The sequence below is a fragment of the Colwellia sp. RE-S-Sl-9 genome, assembly GCF_048296855.1.
Taxonomy (GTDB): domain Bacteria; phylum Pseudomonadota; class Gammaproteobacteria; order Enterobacterales; family Alteromonadaceae; genus Pseudocolwellia.
Genome location: NZ_CP182631.1, coordinates 283,374 through 302,501 on the forward strand (window position 1 = coordinate 283,374; position 19,128 = coordinate 302,501).

A 19,128-nucleotide genomic window follows, 5' to 3' on the forward strand; every position below is an offset into this window, starting at 1 on the left:
CGTTTTGATGTTTTCTGTTTTAATTAATTAAAACAAGGCTTTATAAGTATTCATTCGATAAAAGTATATGAATATAATCGAGAGCCATAAAGCAGTATTGTCTTGTGAAATTTTATGTTAGTATGCCGTGTTAATTATAACTATAATTTCGAAAATTCTGATTTTGTTCTAAGTTAAGGGATACCATCGATTTATGACCGATCTGGCTAACAATATTTCTCCAATAAATATTGAAGATGAATTAAAAAACTCCTATTTAGATTACGCGATGAGCGTAATAGTAGGGCGAGCATTACCTGATGTTCGTGATGGATTAAAACCAGTGCATCGTCGCGTTTTATTCGCTATGAATGTACTAGGTAATGACTTCAATAAACCTTATAAAAAATCAGCACGTGTTGTTGGTGATGTTATCGGTAAATATCACCCGCATGGTGATACTGCTGTATACGATACTATTGTTCGTATGGCGCAGCCGTTTTCTTTAAGGTACATGTTGGTTGATGGGCAAGGTAACTTCGGTTCAGTCGATGGTGACTCCGCTGCTGCTATGCGTTACACCGAAATTAGAATGGCAAAAATTGCACATTCTATTTTGGCCGATTTAGATAAAGAAACGGTTGATTTTGTTCCTAACTATGATGGAACTGAGCATATTCCTGCTGTAATGCCTACACGCATACCTAATTTATTGGTTAACGGTACTTCAGGTATTGCTGTTGGTATGGCAACAAATATTCCACCGCATAACTTAACGGAAGTGATTAATGCTTGTTTGGCGCTTATAGAAAATAGTGAGCTGTCAATTGAAGAGTTAATTGAACATATTCCGGGTCCTGATTTTCCTACTGCGGCTATTATTAGCGGCCGTGCAGGTATTCAAGAAGCTTATAGAACAGGCCGTGGTAAAATTAAGATCCGCGCTCGTGCTTCTATAGAAGTTGATGACAATTCAGGTAAAGAAACTATTGTTGTTCATGAGCTACCTTACCAAGTTAACAAAGCACGCTTAATTGAAAAAATGGCTGAGCTTGTTAAAGAAAAACGTTTAGAAGGTATTTCTGCCTTACGTGATGAGTCTGATAAAGACGGTATGCGTATGGTTATTGAAGTAAAACGTGGTGAAGTAGGCGAAGTTGTATTAAACAATCTTTACAAATTAACTCAAATGCAAGTGTCGTTTGGTTTAAATATGGTGGCTTTAACAAATGGCCAACCTAAGTTGTTTAATCTGAAAGAAATGCTTGAAGCATTTATATTACATCGTCGTGAAGTTGTAACTCGTCGTACAATATTTGAACTTCGTAAAGCTCGTGAAAGAGCACATCTTCTTGAAGGTCTATCAATCGCATTAGCGAATATAGATCCGATCATTCAATTGATCAAAACTTCTCCAACACCAAGTGAAGCTAAAGAAAAGCTTACTTCTCAAGGTTGGGAGTTAGGTAATGTTGCTGAAATGCTTTCAGCAGCCGGTTACGATGCTGCTCGACCTGAATGGGTAGAGCCAGAATTTGGTATTCGAGACAATAAATATTACTTAACAGCACAACAAGCTCAAGCAATATTAGACTTACGTTTACATAAATTAACGGGTCTAGAGCATGAGAAAATATTAAACGAATACAAAGAGCTTCTTGATCTTATTGCTGAGTTGTTACACATATTAGCGACTCCTGCGCGTTTAATGGAAGTTATTCGTGAAGAACTTGAAGACATTCGTACTGAATTCGGTGATGAACGTAGAACAGAAATTAGCTCTGCGTCCCATGATTTATCGATGGAAGATTTAATTTGTGAAGAAGATGTGGTTGTTACACTTTCTCATGAAGGTTACGTTAAATATCAAGTTCTAGCCGATTACGATGCTCAGCGTCGAGGCGGTAAAGGTAAAGCTGCAACTAAAATGAAAGAAGAAGACTTTATTGAAAGACTTCTTGTCGCGAATACTCACGATACTATTCTTTGTTTCTCTGATAGAGGAAGAATGTATTGGCTTAAAGTTTTCCAATTACCTCTAGCAAGTAGAACAGCGAGAGGGCGTCCAATTGTTAATATTCTTCCATTAGAAGCTGATGAAAGAATTACGGCTATTCTACCAGTACGTGAATACGAAGAAGATAAATTTATCTTTATGGCTACAGCCTCTGGTACTGTTAAGAAAACTCGCTTAACTGAGTACTCTCGTCCAAGAGCAAATGGTATTATTGCGATTAATTTACGTGAAGACGATACGCTAATTGGTGTAGATATCACTGAAGGTGATAACGACATTATGCTGTTTTCTGATGCAGGTAAAGTTGTACGCTTTACTGAAGGTAAGAAAAACCCTGATGATGCTAACTTTGTTGTGAAACCTGTAGGTCGTAACGCAACAGGTGTTCGTGGTATGAAGTTAGAAAACGACGAAAAAGTTGTGTCTCTTATCGTTCCTCATAATGATGGACCTATATTAACCATTACTGAAAATGGTTTTGGTAAGCGTACTTCATTAGAAGAATACCCTGCGAAGAGTCGTGCTACTAAAGGTGTTGTTTCTATTAAAGTCAGTGAGCGTAATGGTAAAGTTGTTGGTGCTGTTCAGGTAGAAGAACAAGACGAAATCATGTTGATCACCGATAATGGAACATTAGTACGAACTCGTGTAAACGAAGTGAGTGTTATCGGACGAAATACACAAGGTGTTCGTATAATCCGTACTTCTGAAACGGAATTAGTTGTTGCTCTTCAACGTATTGATGAAATTCAATCAGATGATGCCGATGAAGATAACGATGGAAGTGGTGTAGATGAGTCATCATCACCAGAAGTCAATGCTGAAACACCTGCAGAGTCAACTCCTAGTGAGTCATCCGACGAAGCTGGTGAAGATATAGAATAGCAACGGCCACACAATAAAAATAAAAGGGCGGTTTAACCGCTCTTTTTTATGTTTAAGTTGGTATTAATAAATAATACCAATCGCAATAACCCATTGAGCATTTATACTCGTTTAAATGGCCAATTACATCATTATTTATTTAATAATTAGAACACTGCTTATTAAAATAAATGCCTCGCCTACAGGACGTAGGTGCTTAGGTTCAGTTTGGAACGATGAACCTGTGTATTTGACCATTTATTCTTTGTATAAAAATAGGTTAATTCATTAATGCGTTTGGTATAAAAGTGAATAAGTCAGTTTGATTTGCTTCTAAGTAAATTAGCATGCTTATTAATATAACAAAATTTCAAAAGGTTAATTTAAAAATGTCTGGTGTTTATAATTTTTGTGCTGGCCCTGCAATGTTACCCGTTGATGTAATGAAAAAAGCGCAGCAAGAGTTTATTAATTGGGAAAATATGGGGAGTTCTATAATGGAATTGAGTCATAGAAGCCCTGAGTTTATGGCTGTAGCAGCCAATGCAGAAGCAACACTTCGTACATTAATGGATATTCCTAAGAATTATAAAGTGCTGTTTTGTCATGGCGGTGGCAGAGGGCAATTCTCTGCAGTTCCTCTAAATTTATTACCTGAAGGTAAGAAAGCTGATTATATTGTATCGGGTTCTTGGTCCAAAGCAGCAGCAGCAGAAGCGGCTAATTTTGGTGAAGTGAATGTTATTGATATAACGCGTGAAACTGAAAGCTCAAAATCTATTATCCCTTTAAATGAATGGCCTTTATCGGCTGATGCTGCTTATGTACATTACTGTCCAAATGAAACGGTTGATGGCTTAGAAATTTTTGAGTTACCAGAAACAAATGGTATTCCCTTAGTTGCTGATTTATCGTCAACCATCCTTTCAAGAAAATTTGATGTTTCAAAGTTTGGGCTTATCTATGCCGGCGCTCAAAAAAATATTGGACCATCGGGTTTAACTATAGTTATTGTGAGAGACGATCTTATTGGTCATGCTGCTAAAGCAACTCCTTGTATCATGAATTATAAAACATTAGCTGATAACGACTCTATGTATAATACGCCTCCTAGTTATGCATGGTATTTAGCTGGACTTGTTTTTGATTGGTTAGCTGATCTAGGTGGTGTTGAAGCAATTGAAAAAGTTAATGCTAAAAAAGCTCAACTTCTTTACAGCTATATTGATGACAGTCGTTTTTATAAAAATAACATAGCAAAAGAATTTCGTAGTTTAATGAATATACCATTCTGGTTAGTTAATGAAGAATTAAATAAATCGTTTTTAGCTGAAGCAGCAAATGAAGGGCTTACAGCGCTTAAAGGCCATCGTATTGTCGGTGGTATGCGAGCAAGTATATACAATGCAATGCCTTATGAAGGTGTAGAAGCATTAGTCGCGTTTATGAAAAAATTTGAACAGGAGAATGGATAAAATGGAACAGTTAACATTAAATCCTATTAAAAAAATTAATGGTGAAATTTTTTTACCGGGTTCAAAGAGCTTATCGAATCGCGCATTGTTAATCGCCGCGTTAGCTAATGGTGTTACTAAAATTACTAACTTACTTGTTAGTGAAGACATTGAACATATGCTTAATGCTTTAGCAACGCTTGGTGTAAAGTATACTTTAAGTGATTGCGGTACTGAGTGTACAGTGGTAGGAAATAACGGTTTTTTTAATACGGATAAACCTTTAGAACTCTACTTAGGAAATGCTGGTACAGCTATGCGCCCTTTATGTGCAGCATTGGCTGCTAGTGAAGGTGAATTCGTATTAACAGGTGAACCAAGAATGAAAGAGCGACCTATTGGTCACTTGGTTGACGCACTAGCACAACTTGATGCTGATATTGAATATCTGGAAAATAAAGACTATCCGCCAGTAAAAATAACCGGTAAAGCGTTAACTGGTAATACTGTTACTATTGATGGTTCAATTTCTAGCCAGTTTTTAACCGCTATACTTATGATTGCTCCCTTGTTAAAAACCAATACTAATATAGAGATTAAAGGTGAATTAGTCTCAAAACCGTATATTGATATTACTCTTGATATTATGTCTAGGTTTGGCATTAAAGTGCAAAACAATGACTATCAATCATTTACTGTACAAGGTAATCAATCTTACCAGTCCGTTGATCGTTACATGGTTGAAGGTGATGCTTCTTCAGCGTCATACTTTTTAGCTGCCGGTGCAATTAAAGGTGGTGAAATTACGGTGCACGGTGTTGGTAAATTAAGTGTGCAGGGCGACAAGCACTTTGCTGATGTACTTGAGAAAATGGGGGCAGAGGTTAAGTGGAATGATGAGTCAATTACTGTTATAGGCAAACCGCTTATAGGTATTGATATGGACATGAATCACATACCTGATGCTGCTATGACTATAGCAACAACAGCACTTTTTGCTAAAGGTACGACAACGATTAGAAACATATATAACTGGCGCGTAAAAGAAACAGATCGATTAACGGCAATGGCAACTGAACTTAGAAAAGTAGGGGCAGAAGTGATCGAAGGCGAAGACTTTATCACAATAACACCACCAGCTTTATTAAAGCATGCTGAAATAGATACTTACAATGATCATCGCGTAGCTATGTGTTTCTCTCTAATAGCATTGAGTGATACGCCTGTAACGATTAATGATCCAAAATGTACAGCGAAAACGTTTCCAGACTATTTTGATAAGTTAGCACAAGTTTCTTGCTAAAAATCTTACAAAAAAAACTTTTACGCGATTTGATAGGTTAAATCCCGTATAATTTCGCCGATTTTCGATATTAGGAGAAAGATGTATGCAGCAAAACGTTCCAGTAATCACTATTGACGGACCTAGTGGCGCTGGTAAAGGTACTGTGGCTCGTATAGTTGCAGAAAAGCTTGGATGGCATTTACTTGACAGTGGTGCTATTTACCGCGTTTTGGCTTTAGCGACTCATTATCATCAAGTTGATGTTAATGAAGAAGAGCCATTAATACCAATGGCTGCTCATTTAGATGTTCAGTTTGAAATCAGTAGCGAAGGAGACAGTAAAATCGTTCTCGAAGGAGAAGATGTTACTGATACTATTCGTACTGAAGAAATAGGTAAATTAGCCTCTCAAGTGGCAGCATTTCCCAGAGTAAGGGAAGCCTTATTAAGAAGACAACGCGCATTTAAAGTGTCACCTGGCTTAGTTGCTGATGGTAGAGACATGGGAACAGTTGTTTTTTCAGATGCACCAATTAAAGTATTTTTAACAGCAAGCGCGGAAGAAAGAGCGCAACGTCGATTTAAACAGTTGAAAGAAAAGGGGCTTGATGTTAAAATCGGGCGCCTTTTGGATGACATACGTCAACGAGATGAGCGAGATCAGAATAGAGATGTCGCACCGTTGATCGCAGCTGAAGGGGCGTTAGTTATTGATTCTACGGATGTTTCTGTCGATGATGTTGTTGAAAAAATACTATCTTTTTCATCAAAAATACTATCATAACTTAAGAAAATATTATTTGAAGCCTAACTGTACGGATACGCTAGGCATTATTAACAACCCCATGAAACATGTATGTTGATTGGATTATAAGCTGAGTTCATAAAAACATTATGACTGAAAATTTTGCACAACTTTTTGAAGAAAGTTTAAAAGAAATCGAAACACGTCCTGGTTCAATCATTAAAGGGACTGTAGTAGCAATCAACAAAGACAACGTTTTAGTTGATGCTGGATTAAAATCTGAAAGCGTTATCTCAATCGACCAATTCAAAAACACTTCTGGTGAGCTTGAAATTAGTGTTGGTGATGAGATCGACGTAGCTTTAGATGCTACTGATGATGGTTTCGGTGAAACAATTCTTTCTCGTGAAAAAGCAAAACGTCACGAAGCATGGCAAGTGCTTGAAAAAGCATATGAAGAAAAAGAAACTGTTATCGGTGTTATCAACGGTAAAGTTAAAGGTGGTTTCACAGTTGAAGTTAGCAATATTCGTGCTTTCTTACCTGGTTCATTAGTAGATGTTCGCCCAATTCGCGACACTGCTCACCTTGAAGGTAAAGATTTAGAATTCAAAGTTATTAAGCTTGATCAAAAGCGTAATAACGTTGTTGTATCTCGTCGTGCTGTTATTGAATCTGAAAGTAGTGTTGAACGTGATGCATTATTAGAGTCATTAGCTGAAGGCTTAGAAGTTAAAGGTATCGTTAAAAACCTTACAGACTACGGTGCATTCGTAGATTTAGGTGGTATTGACGGTTTACTACACATTACAGATATGGCTTGGAAGCGTGTTAAACACCCTGGCGAAATCGTAAATGTTGGTGACGAAATTCAAGTTAAAGTACTTAAATTTGACCGTGAACGTACACGTGTTTCATTAGGTATGAAGCAGTTAGGCGAAGATCCATGGGTAGCTATTGCTAAGCGTTACCCTGAAGGTGCTAAACTTTCTGGTCGCGTAACTAACTTAACTGACTACGGTTGTTTTGTTGAAATACAAGAAGGCGTTGAAGGTTTAGTTCACGTTTCTGAAATGGATTGGACTAACAAAAACATTCACCCATCTAAAGTTGTTAACTTAGGTGATACTGTTGAAGTAATGGTATTAGAAATTGACGAAGAACGTCGTCGTATTTCTCTAGGTCTTAAGCAATGTATCCCGAACCCATGGGAAGAGTTTGCTAAGAACTTCAACAAAGGTGATAAAGTATCAGGTAAGATCAAGTCAATCACTGACTTTGGTATCTTTATTGGTCTTGACGGCGGAATTGATGGTTTAGTTCACTTATCTGATATTTCATGGGCTGGCGGTGAAGAAGCTGTTCGTGAATACAAGAAAGGTGATGAAATCTCAGCTGTTGTACTACAAGTAGACCCTGAGCGTGAGCGTATTTCTTTAGGCGTTAAGCAAACTGAAGACGATCCGTTTAACCAGTATCTGACAGACACCAAAAAAGGTGCTATTGTTAATGGTAAGGTTGTTGAAGTAGACGCTAAAGGCGCTAAAATTGAGTTAGCTGAAGGTGTTGAAGGTTATTTACGTGTTGCTGATATTTCACGTGAACGTATTGAAGACGCTACAACTGAATTATCTGTAGGTGATAGTGTTGAAACTAAGTTTGTTGGTGTAGATCGTAAGAACCGCACAATCAGCTTATCAATCAAAGCTAAAGACCAAGCAGATGAACGCGAAGCAATGGACTCTCTAAACCAAACTGAAGAAGATTCTGGTTTAAGTGCTATGGCTGAAGCGTTTAAAAACGCTAAAGTTTAATAGCTAACTAAGTAATAAAGGGAAGTGAAAGCTTTCCTTTATTTTGAATCCATTTACGCGTAAGTTAAATCATCACTGGAGGTTTAAATGACCAAATCTGAACTGATTGAAAAGTTAACTGATAAGTTAAGTCACTTGTCTGCTAAAGATGTAGAGCAATCAATTAAAGAAATTCTTGAAATGATGGCGCAAACTCTGTCTAAGGGTGACCGTATTGAAATTAGAGGTTTCGGTAGTTTTTCACTACATTATCGTGCTCCGCGTATTGGACGTAACCCTAAAACAGGTCAATCTGTAGAGCTTGAGGGTAAGTATGTACCTCACTTTAAGCCTGGTAAAGAGTTACGTGAAAGAGTTAATCTTTCTATTGCTTAAGTAGTTATAAGAGTTTATTAAGCTCTATGCTTTCAAATGAAATGGCATGCTATATAGCGTGCCATTTTTTTATATTACACTTTATTAAAATATAAGAGTTTATTGTGCGTTTATACTTAACGGTTATTTTATTTCTTATTTTTTTGGCTATAGCTTTCGTGTTTGGTAGCCAAAATGACCAAATGCTGACACTTAACTATTTAATTGCAAGAGTCGATATTTCGGTTGCTGCAACAGTGAGTCTTTTTACTATTATTGGTTTCATTCTAGGTTTATTATTTTGCCTATTATGGAAGTTAATCAATGTAGTTTCCCCTCGAAAATCATCAAAAAATAATTCTTAGGACTTTTATATGGAATGGCTTTTTTTATTGTTACCTGTAGCTGTAGCATATGGTTGGTTCATGAGAGGTAATAGCCTCAAACAAAATGTTTACACAGAAAAAGAAGAATTATCAAAAAAGTATTCTACAGGTCTAAATTATCTATTTTCAAATCAACAAGATAAAGCGATTGATTACTTACTTGAAGCATTAAAAGTTGAAGACGATTCAGTTGAAGCTCATTTTGCAATGGCAAACTTGTTTAGAAAACGCGGTGAGCTTGATCGCGCATTAAAAGTACATGAACATTTGGTTAAACAAAAACATCTTCCAACGAATGCGCAACAACAGGCGGTTTTTGAATTAGGAAAAGATTTTTTAAGTGCCGGTTTATATGATCGTGCTGAAAATATGTTTAATCAATTATTAAAATCTAAAGTATACGGGCTAAAGTCATTAAGTTTTTTGATGCAGATTTATCAGTCAACAAAAGATTGGCATCAAGGTATAAAGTTAAAAAAATCTATTCTTAAAACTAAAGATAAAAAGCTTAAACATAATTTAGCTAATTTTTACTGTGAATTAGCAACCACTGCTTTAGCAAAGGATGAGTTTATTGAAGTTATAGAGCTGTTAGAGAATGCCTTAGCTTTAGATCCTGATTCATGCCGTGCTAATTGGTTAATGGCTAAAATATACGAAAATCATCAACAATATGATGAAGCTAGCCAATGTTATCGTGATATTTATAAACAAGACAAAGAGTTTTTTCCTGATGTTATAACTAAAATGCAACATTGTTATAGTGAATTGGGTGAAGAAGAAGAATTTTATAAATTTATAAGACAAGTTTATGAAGAAACAGGAAGCTCAAGTGCTTTGATAACTTATCTTGAATACCTTGAAAAAACATACACATTAAATAAAGCGAAAGAGTTTATCTTACTAGCTTTAAAAAGAAGACCAACTATTCGTGGTTTTAAGCACTTTGTTAAAATGCAAATGACAGAGTCAGAACAAGAAAGCGCTACCGAACACTTAGATGTTATTAAAGAACTCATCTCTGAATATTTAAAGCTTAAACATAGATATAGCTGTAGAACGTGTGGCTTTAACAGTAGTACACATTATTGGTCTTGTCCGTCATGTCATGATTGGGAGCAGCTTAAACCAGTTAGAGGCCTCGAAGGCGAATAATTACTCCTTTTCTGTGTTTTAAAGTTCAACAGCTGCATCGAAAGTACCCATTGACTAACGTCAACTCAGTGTTTTCTCTTTGCTCTAGAACTTTAATACTTTGAAAAGTGTAATTATGATTTTTATATTTTTTGAATGTACGCTTGATTAAAGAATTAAAGAATTAAAGAATTAAAGAATAGGGAACTCCATGTTTGATCCAAAAGTTGTTGTTGCATTAGATTTCGATAAAAAAGCAGATGCATTATCATTTGTTGATAAAGTTCAGCCGAGTGATTGTCGCTTAAAAGTAGGCAAAGAAATGTTTACTTATTTTGGTCCTGAGTTTGTAAAAACATTAACGAATAAAGGCTTTGATGTTTTTTTAGATTTAAAATTTCACGACATTCCTAATACCGTAGCAAAAGCGGTTAAAGCTTCTGCTGATTTAGGCGTATGGATGGTTAATGTTCATGCCAGTGGTGGTAGTAAAATGATGATTGCAGCTAAAGAAGCGTTAGTTTCTTATAAGCAAGATGCGCCATTGTTAATTGGTGTTACGGTATTAACAAGTATGGGACAAGATGATTTATTAGGTTTAGGTATTACTAAAACGCCTGCAGAGCAAGTTATGGCATTGGCTACGTTAGCGAACCAAAGTGGTTTAGACGGTGTTGTATGTTCGGCTTGGGAAGCTGAAGCATTAAAACAATCTCAAGGTAAAGAGTTTAAGTTAGTAACCCCAGGTATTAGGCCTGCCGGTTCGTCTGCTGATGATCAAAAAAGAATTATGACGCCAAGAGAGGCTATTGATGTTGGAGTCGACTATTTAGTTATCGGTCGTCCAATAACAAAAGCAATTGATCCTCATAGTGTTTTACAAAGTATTAACGCTTCGCTTATATTTTGATCTCCATGATAAAATGAATAATAAACTTAAAAATGGATTAATTAGGTTCGCTAATTAATCCATTTTTGTCATTAAATTAAATAATCCAAATCGCCGCTAATATAAAAGTAGCAATCCAAATTGTTTCAACCATCATTAATACTATAGGTTTAAAACCAACACATTTAAGTTTGGCAAAATTTGATTTCATTCCTATGGCGGTTATTGAAACAACCAAAGCAAAGCGTGAAAAATTCGTCGCCGGCTCTAAAATAATTTCAGGTATAGTAATAAAAGAATTAATGAGCATTAGTATGATAAAGGCGATTAAAAATCCTGGAACTTTAGCTGCTTTAGCATTGCTATTATTTGTATTTCTATTTAATTTAATAATAAATAACATAGCAAGTACAACCGGCATTAAAAAGCTTACTCGTACCAATTTAACAAGTGTTGACATATCACCGGTTTCTTCAGAAATAGAATAACCAGCCCCTACAACTTGTGCTACATCGTGTATCGTTCCACCTAAGAAAAATCCAGAGTCTATATCGTTTAACCCTAAATAAGTCACTATAATAGGGTATACAACCATGGCAATTGTCGATAAAGACGTAACACCAATGATCGTGACTAATGTGTCTCTTTCTTTGTCTTTATGCTCTGGTAGTATCGCTGTAATGGCCATTGCTGCAGAAGCACCACATATAGCAACTGATCCCCCTGTAAGAGCACCAAAGCTTTTACTTAACTTAAACTGTTTTGATAATATAACACCTAGGCAAATGGTACTTGCGATGGCTAATACCAAGATAACAATAGCTTCCCAACCCAAAGATACAAGGTCGTTTAGGGCTATCCTTAAACCTAATAAAGCAACACCCACCCTTAAAATAAAAGTCGCAGCAAATTCAATTCCTTTTTTACAAGGTGAATCTTCGTAAAGAAAGGACATTGCTATGCCTAATAATAACGCAAATAACATGGCTGGAGCACCGTAGTGCTCACTTAAAAAAAGAGCGGCTAACCCAGTAATGGTAGTAATACCAATACCGGGTAATAGAGCCTTTATATTCATAGCTATACCTTATTTTTGGCCTAATACAACAAGTACTTTACGTTTCGTGTTGCCTGAATATGGTCGCCTTCCATGCATCGCCAAATTGTTATCAACAAGTGCAACATCACCATTTTGCCAATCAATATCAAAAGACAATGATTCAGATATCGAAACCACTTTGTCTAAATATTCTTTACTAAATAGCGTATCATCACCAAAGCATAAGGCGACAGAAGGATCTTCCTTAACACCATTCCAACCTTGATATGCAGCTATAACTTGATTGAAAAATACTTTTCTATTATTTTTTAATGTTCTAATTGCGGGTAAGGCTGCTGTTTGAGCTTTTAAAGAGCCGTCTTCTAGCCATTGCCATGAATAACCTAACTCTTTTAGTTTATCTTCGGCTTCTTCAACATTAGAAACGCTTAACGTACTTCGCCAGCTTCTTCCTTGACCCGATTCCGGTTTATCTTCACTCGGCATGAATGTAGTATATTTGATGCCTACTTGTTCAAGTTTATTTGTTGTTTCAGCATCATACTTTATTAATTGATTATACATTTCGTCTGAACGACAAACTACTGTTGCACCACCTTGATCGGCAGCTTCTTCACAAAAAAGTGATATTCTTCCTGGGTAAATAGGTGTTTGAGCCATTTCATTATGCAAATATATTTCTACATCTTTAGGAGCTTCATTTGCGGTAAATACATATTCGGTATAATTAATCCGTACCGCGTTAGATAGAGATTCTTTATATGTAAAGTTAGGGTATTTAAAAGCAGAAAAAAAGTCGTCGTATGTTTGCGCATCTTTAACGGGAAAACCTCTAAATAACAATGCACCGGTATAGCTGAGCTCTGTTTCTAGTGCCGTTAGGTTTTCTGATATCCATGTTGTTGCTTCTTCAATTGTTTTAATTGAACCGTCGTTTACGATAATAGCAGGAAATTCATCTGCTGAGTTTCTTAGGTTTTCAATCATATTACTTATATAAGCCATAAATATTCCTTAATCGTAAATAGGGTAAAATTTATTGAAAGCTGCTTCGCAGAAATCACCTGGATCATTAAAGCGTTTATTTGCATTTAATTGTGAAATACTGTTCATTTCGTCTTCAGTTAAACTAAAGTCGAAAATACTAATATTTTCTTTTAAGCGATTGAGGTTGCTACTTTTAGGAATGATTGAGCAACCACGTTGAACCCCCCAACGTAAGACTATTTGTGCTGGTGTTTTATTTAATCGTTCAGCCGCTTTAATCACGACAGCTTGTTGTAGTACTGATTCACTTTGGTTTGCCATATCTAATTCAACATAAGAAAGGGCACCTAAAGGAGAAAATGCCGTTACACTTAAATTATAACTTTTGGCTAATCTTATTAATCTTTCTTGAGTAAGATAAGGGTGAGACTCTATTTGAAGTTGAGAAGGCTTTATTTTAGCGTAAGCCATTAAGTCGTTGAGTAATCCTGATGTATAGTTACAAACGCCAATCTCTTTTACTAAGCCTTTTTCAGTAAGTGCTTCCATAGCCTGCCATGTTTCTTGTAATGAAACGGGCTCTATTAACATTTCAGGTGTTTCAGCTTTAGGGTCGAATATCCACTCAGGTGGATAACGAGTTTCAAATGGAACAAAAGGTTGAGCTATTGGGAAATGTATTAGATATGAATCTAAGTAAGTTAATCCTAAGTCTGATAATGTTTTCTCTAATGCAGGTTGTACATGCTCTTTTGCATGGTAGGTGTTCCATAACTTAGAGGTTATTTTTAAATCTTCACGAGTACAAATACCTTCACTAATTGCACGGGCTATACCTTGACCTACTTCAATTTCATTACCGTAGTCACAAGCACTATCTAAATGCCTATAACCTATTTTTATGGCATTATATACAATGTCTGCGCATTCAGACTGTGGAAGTTTCCATAAACCTAAGCCAACTTTATAAATATCTTTGCTGTTCATTGATACACCTTTGTCTTATAAAATAACTGATATTATATATCTTATATAAGACTGGTTTTTTGTCAAACGCTATTTATATAAATAATCGTTAAATTAGTCATAATACCCATTGCAATAATGAAATGGTGGTAATAGGGGGATGACTGCTTACATAAGGTCAACTAAGTAGTGATATTTATCAGAACGACAACGCGTTATTCTATATTCAATGAGCTTACCTTCAAGAGAATATGCTAAACGAGTAAAAGCAAGTAGTGGATCGTTTATTGAAATATTGAGTTGCTCGGCATCGCTTTTATTAGCAAGAATAGCTTTAATTCTATCTGCTATCTTCTGAACGGTATGACTGTAGTTAGTTTGATAAAAATGATAAAGCGTGTGAGGGATTTCAACTTCGTCTATCAAACCTTTAAAGTATTTTTTCGGTAGGTAAATATCTTCTAATATACAGAGTTCATCATCAATTTTTCGTTTACGTGATAATACAATAACTTCTTCATCGGGCTGTAAGTTTAAGTTATGAGCTATTTCACCTGAAGCAAGTATTATCTTACGTGAGATAGTTTCTGACATGGGTAACTCAGGTTTTTTACCGTCCGCTACAATAGGAAAAAATTTATATAATGCATTTTGACTAGTACGTTCAGATACAAAAGTACCAACCCCTTGTTTTCTTTCTAAAATTTGATTCGTTGTTAACGTGTTTAAAGCTTTTCTCACTGTTCCTTGACTGACTTTAAACTCATCAGCAAGTTGAAATTCATTTGGAAGCATTTCTCCTGGCTTCCAACGTTGCTCAACAATAAGCTGGGTAACGTATTCTTCAACTTGTTTATAAAGCGGTTGGTAAGAAGGGCCATTAGAGCTAAGCTTGCTTTCAAATTTATTTTTTTTCATTGGTTTATAACAATTAGTCTTTAGGATGAATGTAGTTACATAAATTAGATTGATTATATAAGTAAATACCATGAAACAATACAATTAACAAAATATATTATTATCAGTATCTGGCTTGCTAAAAGAAATATTGACATACGTGTTGTAAAATTAGTATCTTTTTAGTCTTATATAAGATATCTTTTTATGAATTGATCTAATAGTTGGAGTTTAACTATGTCCGAATTTTACGTAAACAGTCCTCAATGGAATGATATGAAACAGCTTACTATTATAGGTAAAGCTAAAATCAAAAATAATGTAATAGAGCTAGTGTCAAATGAAGGATTAATCCGCATTTCTTTACTGAATGTTGGTGTACGTTTTCAAATAGGGGTAGAGAGAACTTATGATTATGAAATGATCAAAAACCAGCCTGAAATTGTTGAAACAACCCTAGAAAGTTTTGATGATAAATCAATTATTGCAGGTGGTGACTATAAACTTGTTATCGAACATTCACCTTTTACCTTCGTACTAAGCCAGTTTGATAAAGTGATCCAGTCAACACCTAAAGATGGTCACTTTGTTAGACAATACAGACTACCACCATTAGCTAAAGTTGAAGACAAGTGGTTCATGTCGTTTGAATTAGGCTCAAGTGAACCTATATACGGCTTAGGTGAAAAGTGGGGGAAGTTAGATAAAAGAGGGCAGTTAATTCGTTCGTTTAATCATGATGCATTAGGCGTTAATGCTGAAATATCTTATAAAAATGTTCCTTTTGCTTGGAGTCCAGCAGGCTGGGGATTATTCGTTCACACACCATCTCCCGTTACCCATGGCGTAGGGTATGCTCCATGGTCACAGCGTTCTTACGGATTGCTTGTAGAAGATAATTACGCAGATATATTCTTATTACATGCTGACTCCAGTGTGAATATGCTTGATATATATACCAATATAACAGGTAAAGCGCCAACGCCTCCAGATTGGAGTTTAGGCGTTATTTTATCTAAAGCTTATTATAAAGATGTACCTGAATTAATGAGCACAGCAAAAGCTGTACGCGAGCATAAAATGCCATGTGATGTTATTACTCTTGATGGTAGAGCATGGCAAGATACAGACACACGTTTTGCTTTTGAATGGGATAAATCTAGATACGATAACCCAGCTAAAGTGATCAGTGATTTAAAAGCGATGAACTTTAAAGTGTGTATTTGGGAATACCCAATGATTTCAGTTGAAAACGACTTATTTGATACATTAGATAAGAAAGGTTGGCTGATTAAAGATAAACGTACAGGAAAGTCGTTTCAGTATGATTGGGATATGAGTGCATTTGGCGAAGTACTTACACCTTTACCTAAATCAGGCATATTAGACTTTACTCATACTGAAGCTTATGAGTTTTGGTGTGCAAGCCATAAACCGCTATTTGATCTTGGTATTGATATGATCAAAGCCGATTTTGGCGAGCAAATAGAAGACGACAATATGTTGGCTCATAATGGTGAATCAGGCCAAGCTTTACATAATATATATACTTTGTTGTATAACCGATGTGTTTATGAAGCTGCTCAACGTTATAGCAAAAATGGACCTTTTCTCTTTAGTCGTTCAGCATGGATTGGCTCGCAAAATTACCCAAGTCAGTGGGGAGGAGATCCTCAAGCAGATTGGGGTGGGTTAGCTGCCAGTTTACGTGGCGGAATTTCTTGGGGCCTTTCGGGTTCTCCTTTTTATGCAACAGACGTTGGCGGTTTCTATAAAGATACTCGTGACGCAGAGCTTTTTGTTCGCTGGATACAAGCGAGTGTATTTTCAGCTCATATGCGTTTACACGGTATTGGACAAAGAGAACCTTGGACATACGGCGTTGAGGCTGAAAGCGCTGCAAATCAAGCTTTAAAGCTAAGATACAAATTATTACCTTATATTAAAAATACGATGCAACAAGCAACAGAAACGGGCTTACCAGTACAAAGAGCTATGGTGTTGTCTTTTCCAAATGATAAAGCGTCTTGGCACTTTGAAGATCAATATATGTTTGGTGATGATTTACTTATTGTTCCTTGTTTACAACCGGGTGGTGAGGTTGAATTTTACTTACCTGAAGGTGAATGGAAAATGATGGATGATGTTCAAAAACGTTCATTTACCGGTGGTAAAGTACATAATTTAACATTGGAATTATCAGAGATTGCGGTGTTTGCTCTATCAGGAAAAAATATTCCATTAGGTGATGAAATACAACATACAGATGAAGTCGACTCAATTAGCTGTGTTACTTCTTATTGGGCTGTTTAAAGCTTAAAACCAAAAATAAACATAAAAGGTTATTCGTTTTTAAGTAATCAACCTGAGTTATTACGTAATAATTCAGGTTATTAGTTATGATTTTAACAATGTGTTAATCAGCGCTTTATTTGCGTGGTTGGCTCTATTTTGTGTAATTAATAACTAGACGTTACTTAAAAATAATAACTATATAAACTTGGAATTATTCAAACATGTCATCAATACAAATATTCTCAACGCTTGCATCATGTCTTTTCTTTATGGGAGTTGTAGCGTGGATTTCTTACCAAAAAACGAAAGGTGAAACTGACTCAAAAGATGGTTATTTTCTTGCTGGTAGGGGATTAACAGGCGTTTTTATTGCGGGTTCCATGTTATTAACTAACTTATCAGCAGAGCAATTAATTGGGTTAAATGGCTCTGCTTATATGTATAACTTAAGTGCTATGGCATGGGAAGTTACAGCTGGGTTTGCCACCATAGTCATGGCATTAGTTTTCCTACCTAAATATCTAGCAGGCGCTTTTACAACACTACCTGAATTTTTAAAAACTCGTTTTGATGACTCAGTAAGACGTATGACAGTCGTTTTATTTATGGTGGGTTATGGACTTATCACTATTCCATCTGTTTTATATGCTGGCTCTGTTGCTGTATTAAGATTGTTTGATATACCAGAGTTACTCAATTTAAGTTATGAATTAAGCTTAGTACTTACGATAGTTGTTGTAGGTAGCGTAGGGGCATTATATGCCATATTTGGCGGCTTAAAAGCGGTTGCAGTATCAGATACCTTAAATGGTGTCGGTTTACTTATTATTGGTATTTTAGTCCCTATACTCGGTTTATCTTTATTGGGTGGTGGCGATATTAGTGCGGGTGTTCACACTATTTTAAATGACCATACTGAAAAGTTAAATGCGATAGGTGGAGAAAACGATCCTGTTCCTTTTGGTACTATTTTTACAGGGATGATCTTCGCTAATTTATTTTACTGGTGTACTAATCAATATGTTATTCAGCGAACATTAGGAGCTAAAAATTTAGCAGAAGGACAAAAAGGGGTCTTGCTATCAGGTTATTTTAAACTTCTTGTTCCTTTTCTAATGATGCTTCCGGGAATTATAGCGTTTCATTTATATCAAGGTGAGCAGCTTCAGTCATTCGATTTGGCATATCCTCAATTAGTTAAAGATGTGTTACCTAATTATATGTCAGGCTTCTTTTTAGCTGTATTGTTAGGCACTGTATTTAGCTCATTTAACTCTTTATTAAATAGTGCAGCAACGCTTTTTTGTTTAGATGTCTATGCGCCATTCAAAAAAGATAAGGTAACAGACAAGCAACTTATTAAAGTAGCTAAAATCGCCAGTGTCGTTATTGCTTTATTCTCTTTTATTGTTGCTCCATTATTGATGTTTGCGCCAGAAGGTTTGTGGCAAATAATACGTATATTTACAGGTTTTTATAATATACCTGTGATCAGTATTGTTTTAGTTGGTTTTTTTACTGCAAAAGTTCCTGCTATTGCGGCCAAAATTGTAATAATTTTTCATGTGATCACCTACGGGGTTTTAAAGTTTATTATCGATATCGATATCAATTTTATTCACATTTATGCCATTTTATTCGTTGTTGAAGTGAGTATGATGCTGATTATTGGGCATTTATATCCAAGAAAAGGCAGTATTATCTTTAACACGATAGGCACAGTTAATTTAGTGCCTTGGAAATATGCGCAGCCAGTTGCTATCACATTAGCAGCCCTTATTGTGCAATTATATTTACTTTTTTCACCTATAGGCTTGGTTAATGGAATGAGTGTTTATTACCTGCCTTCTAGTTTGAGTCTGTTACTGCTTAACATTATTTTATGTAGTATCGTGATCCATAAATGGAACGTTAAATATTCTAAAAACAGGGATGTATCTAACAATTAAAAATATTTAAAATGTTACATTTTTAACTGTTTACAAGCGTTAATTGTTGATAT

The 19,128-nt window shown here is 35.7% G+C and carries 15 protein-coding genes; 11 read left to right on the top strand and 4 right to left on the bottom strand.

Annotated features, from left to right (window positions below):
- Positions 1–193: 193 nt before the first annotated feature.
- The 9 genes from gyrA (at position 194) to pyrF (ending at position 10,942) form a co-directional block, all read left to right on the top strand.
- On the top strand, positions 194–2,881 hold the full coding sequence (gyrA, locus tag ACM9HF_RS01205; RefSeq protein WP_473613765.1) for a DNA topoisomerase (ATP-hydrolyzing) subunit A: 2,688 nt from the start codon (positions 194–196) through the stop codon (positions 2,879–2,881).
- A 368-nt stretch (positions 2,882–3,249) separates the two neighbouring features.
- Positions 3,250–4,335, top strand: coding sequence for a 3-phosphoserine/phosphohydroxythreonine transaminase (gene serC, locus ACM9HF_RS01210; RefSeq protein WP_473613768.1), 1,086 nt, complete (start codon positions 3,250–3,252; stop codon positions 4,333–4,335).
- 1 nt (position 4,336) lies between these two features.
- The gene (gene aroA, locus ACM9HF_RS01215) at positions 4,337–5,617 is read left to right on the top strand and encodes a 3-phosphoshikimate 1-carboxyvinyltransferase (protein ID WP_473613771.1); all 1,281 of its coding nucleotides are present in this window, start codon (positions 4,337–4,339) and stop codon (positions 5,615–5,617) included.
- Positions 5,618–5,702: 85 nt separating this feature from the next.
- Entirely contained in the window at positions 5,703–6,383 is a 681-nt protein-coding gene (gene cmk / locus ACM9HF_RS01220) for a (d)CMP kinase (protein WP_473613773.1), read from the top strand.
- Positions 6,384–6,493: 110 nt separating this feature from the next.
- On the top strand, positions 6,494–8,158 hold the full coding sequence (gene rpsA / locus ACM9HF_RS01225; protein ID WP_473613776.1) for a 30S ribosomal protein S1: 1,665 nt from the start codon (positions 6,494–6,496) through the stop codon (positions 8,156–8,158).
- Positions 8,159–8,245: 87 nt separating this feature from the next.
- A complete protein-coding gene (ihfB, locus tag ACM9HF_RS01230) occupies positions 8,246–8,533 on the top strand; it encodes an integration host factor subunit beta (RefSeq protein WP_076419052.1) in 288 nt (95 codons plus the stop codon).
- A gap of 182 nt (positions 8,534–8,715) precedes the next feature.
- Positions 8,716–8,877, top strand: a complete 162-nt coding sequence (locus ACM9HF_RS01235) for a hypothetical protein (protein ID WP_473618244.1) — start codon at positions 8,716–8,718, stop codon at positions 8,875–8,877.
- A 9-nt stretch (positions 8,878–8,886) separates the two neighbouring features.
- Complete coding sequence (gene lapB, locus ACM9HF_RS01240) at positions 8,887–10,053, top strand: lipopolysaccharide assembly protein LapB (RefSeq protein ID WP_473613778.1); 1,167 nt, start codon at positions 8,887–8,889, stop codon at positions 10,051–10,053.
- A 190-nt stretch (positions 10,054–10,243) separates the two neighbouring features.
- Entirely contained in the window at positions 10,244–10,942 is a 699-nt protein-coding gene (gene pyrF / locus ACM9HF_RS01245) for an orotidine-5'-phosphate decarboxylase (protein ID WP_473613782.1), read from the top strand.
- Positions 10,943–11,018: 76 nt separating this feature from the next.
- Here pyrF and ACM9HF_RS01250 read toward each other — a convergent pair whose 3' ends face one another.
- The 4 genes from ACM9HF_RS01250 to ACM9HF_RS01265 all read right to left on the bottom strand — a co-directional run bounded on the left by ACM9HF_RS01250 (position 11,019) and on the right by ACM9HF_RS01265 (position 14,852).
- Positions 11,019–11,999 (bottom strand): YeiH family protein, encoded by a 981-nt coding sequence (locus tag ACM9HF_RS01250; RefSeq protein WP_473613785.1) that lies wholly within the window; start codon positions 11,997–11,999, stop codon positions 11,019–11,021.
- Between the two features lie 9 nt (positions 12,000–12,008).
- Positions 12,009–12,986: a TauD/TfdA family dioxygenase gene (locus ACM9HF_RS01255; protein ID WP_473613788.1), complete on the bottom strand. Its 978-nt coding sequence runs from the start codon at positions 12,984–12,986 to the stop codon at positions 12,009–12,011.
- A gap of 9 nt (positions 12,987–12,995) precedes the next feature.
- Positions 12,996–13,955, bottom strand: coding sequence for an aldo/keto reductase (locus ACM9HF_RS01260; protein WP_473613794.1), 960 nt, complete (start codon positions 13,953–13,955; stop codon positions 12,996–12,998).
- 147 nt (positions 13,956–14,102) lie between these two features.
- Positions 14,103–14,852: a GntR family transcriptional regulator gene (locus tag ACM9HF_RS01265; protein ID WP_473613797.1), complete on the bottom strand. Its 750-nt coding sequence runs from the start codon at positions 14,850–14,852 to the stop codon at positions 14,103–14,105.
- 216 nt (positions 14,853–15,068) lie between these two features.
- On the opposite strand from ACM9HF_RS01265, the gene ACM9HF_RS01270 reads away from it, so the two are divergent.
- Complete coding sequence (locus ACM9HF_RS01270) at positions 15,069–17,144, top strand: glycoside hydrolase family 31 protein (RefSeq protein WP_473613801.1); 2,076 nt, start codon at positions 15,069–15,071, stop codon at positions 17,142–17,144.
- 203 nt (positions 17,145–17,347) lie between these two features.
- Entirely contained in the window at positions 17,348–19,075 is a 1,728-nt protein-coding gene (locus ACM9HF_RS01275; protein WP_473613805.1) for a solute:sodium symporter family transporter, read from the top strand.
- Positions 19,076–19,128 lie beyond the last annotated feature (53 nt).

Coding starts and splice junctions, on each gene's coding strand:
- gyrA (WP_473613765.1), top strand. CDS start 194: ATGACCGATCTGGCTAACAATATTTCTCCAATAAATATTGAAGATGAA.
- aroA (WP_473613771.1), top strand. CDS start 4,337: ATGGAACAGTTAACATTAAATCCTATTAAAAAAATTAATGGTGAAATT.
- ACM9HF_RS01265 (WP_473613797.1), bottom strand. CDS start 14,852: ATGAAAAAAAATAAATTTGAAAGCAAGCTTAGCTCTAATGGCCCTTCT.
- ACM9HF_RS01270 (WP_473613801.1), top strand. CDS start 15,069: ATGTCCGAATTTTACGTAAACAGTCCTCAATGGAATGATATGAAACAG.
- ihfB (WP_076419052.1), top strand. CDS start 8,246: ATGACCAAATCTGAACTGATTGAAAAGTTAACTGATAAGTTAAGTCAC.
- pyrF (WP_473613782.1), top strand. CDS start 10,244: ATGTTTGATCCAAAAGTTGTTGTTGCATTAGATTTCGATAAAAAAGCA.
- ACM9HF_RS01255 (WP_473613788.1), bottom strand. CDS start 12,986: ATGGCTTATATAAGTAATATGATTGAAAACCTAAGAAACTCAGCAGAT.
- rpsA (WP_473613776.1), top strand. CDS start 6,494: ATGACTGAAAATTTTGCACAACTTTTTGAAGAAAGTTTAAAAGAAATC.
- ACM9HF_RS01250 (WP_473613785.1), bottom strand. CDS start 11,999: ATGAATATAAAGGCTCTATTACCCGGTATTGGTATTACTACCATTACT.
- ACM9HF_RS01235 (WP_473618244.1), top strand. CDS start 8,716: ATGCTGACACTTAACTATTTAATTGCAAGAGTCGATATTTCGGTTGCT.
- ACM9HF_RS01275 (WP_473613805.1), top strand. CDS start 17,348: ATGTCATCAATACAAATATTCTCAACGCTTGCATCATGTCTTTTCTTT.
- lapB (WP_473613778.1), top strand. CDS start 8,887: ATGGAATGGCTTTTTTTATTGTTACCTGTAGCTGTAGCATATGGTTGG.
- serC (WP_473613768.1), top strand. CDS start 3,250: ATGTCTGGTGTTTATAATTTTTGTGCTGGCCCTGCAATGTTACCCGTT.
- cmk (WP_473613773.1), top strand. CDS start 5,703: ATGCAGCAAAACGTTCCAGTAATCACTATTGACGGACCTAGTGGCGCT.
- ACM9HF_RS01260 (WP_473613794.1), bottom strand. CDS start 13,955: ATGAACAGCAAAGATATTTATAAAGTTGGCTTAGGTTTATGGAAACTT.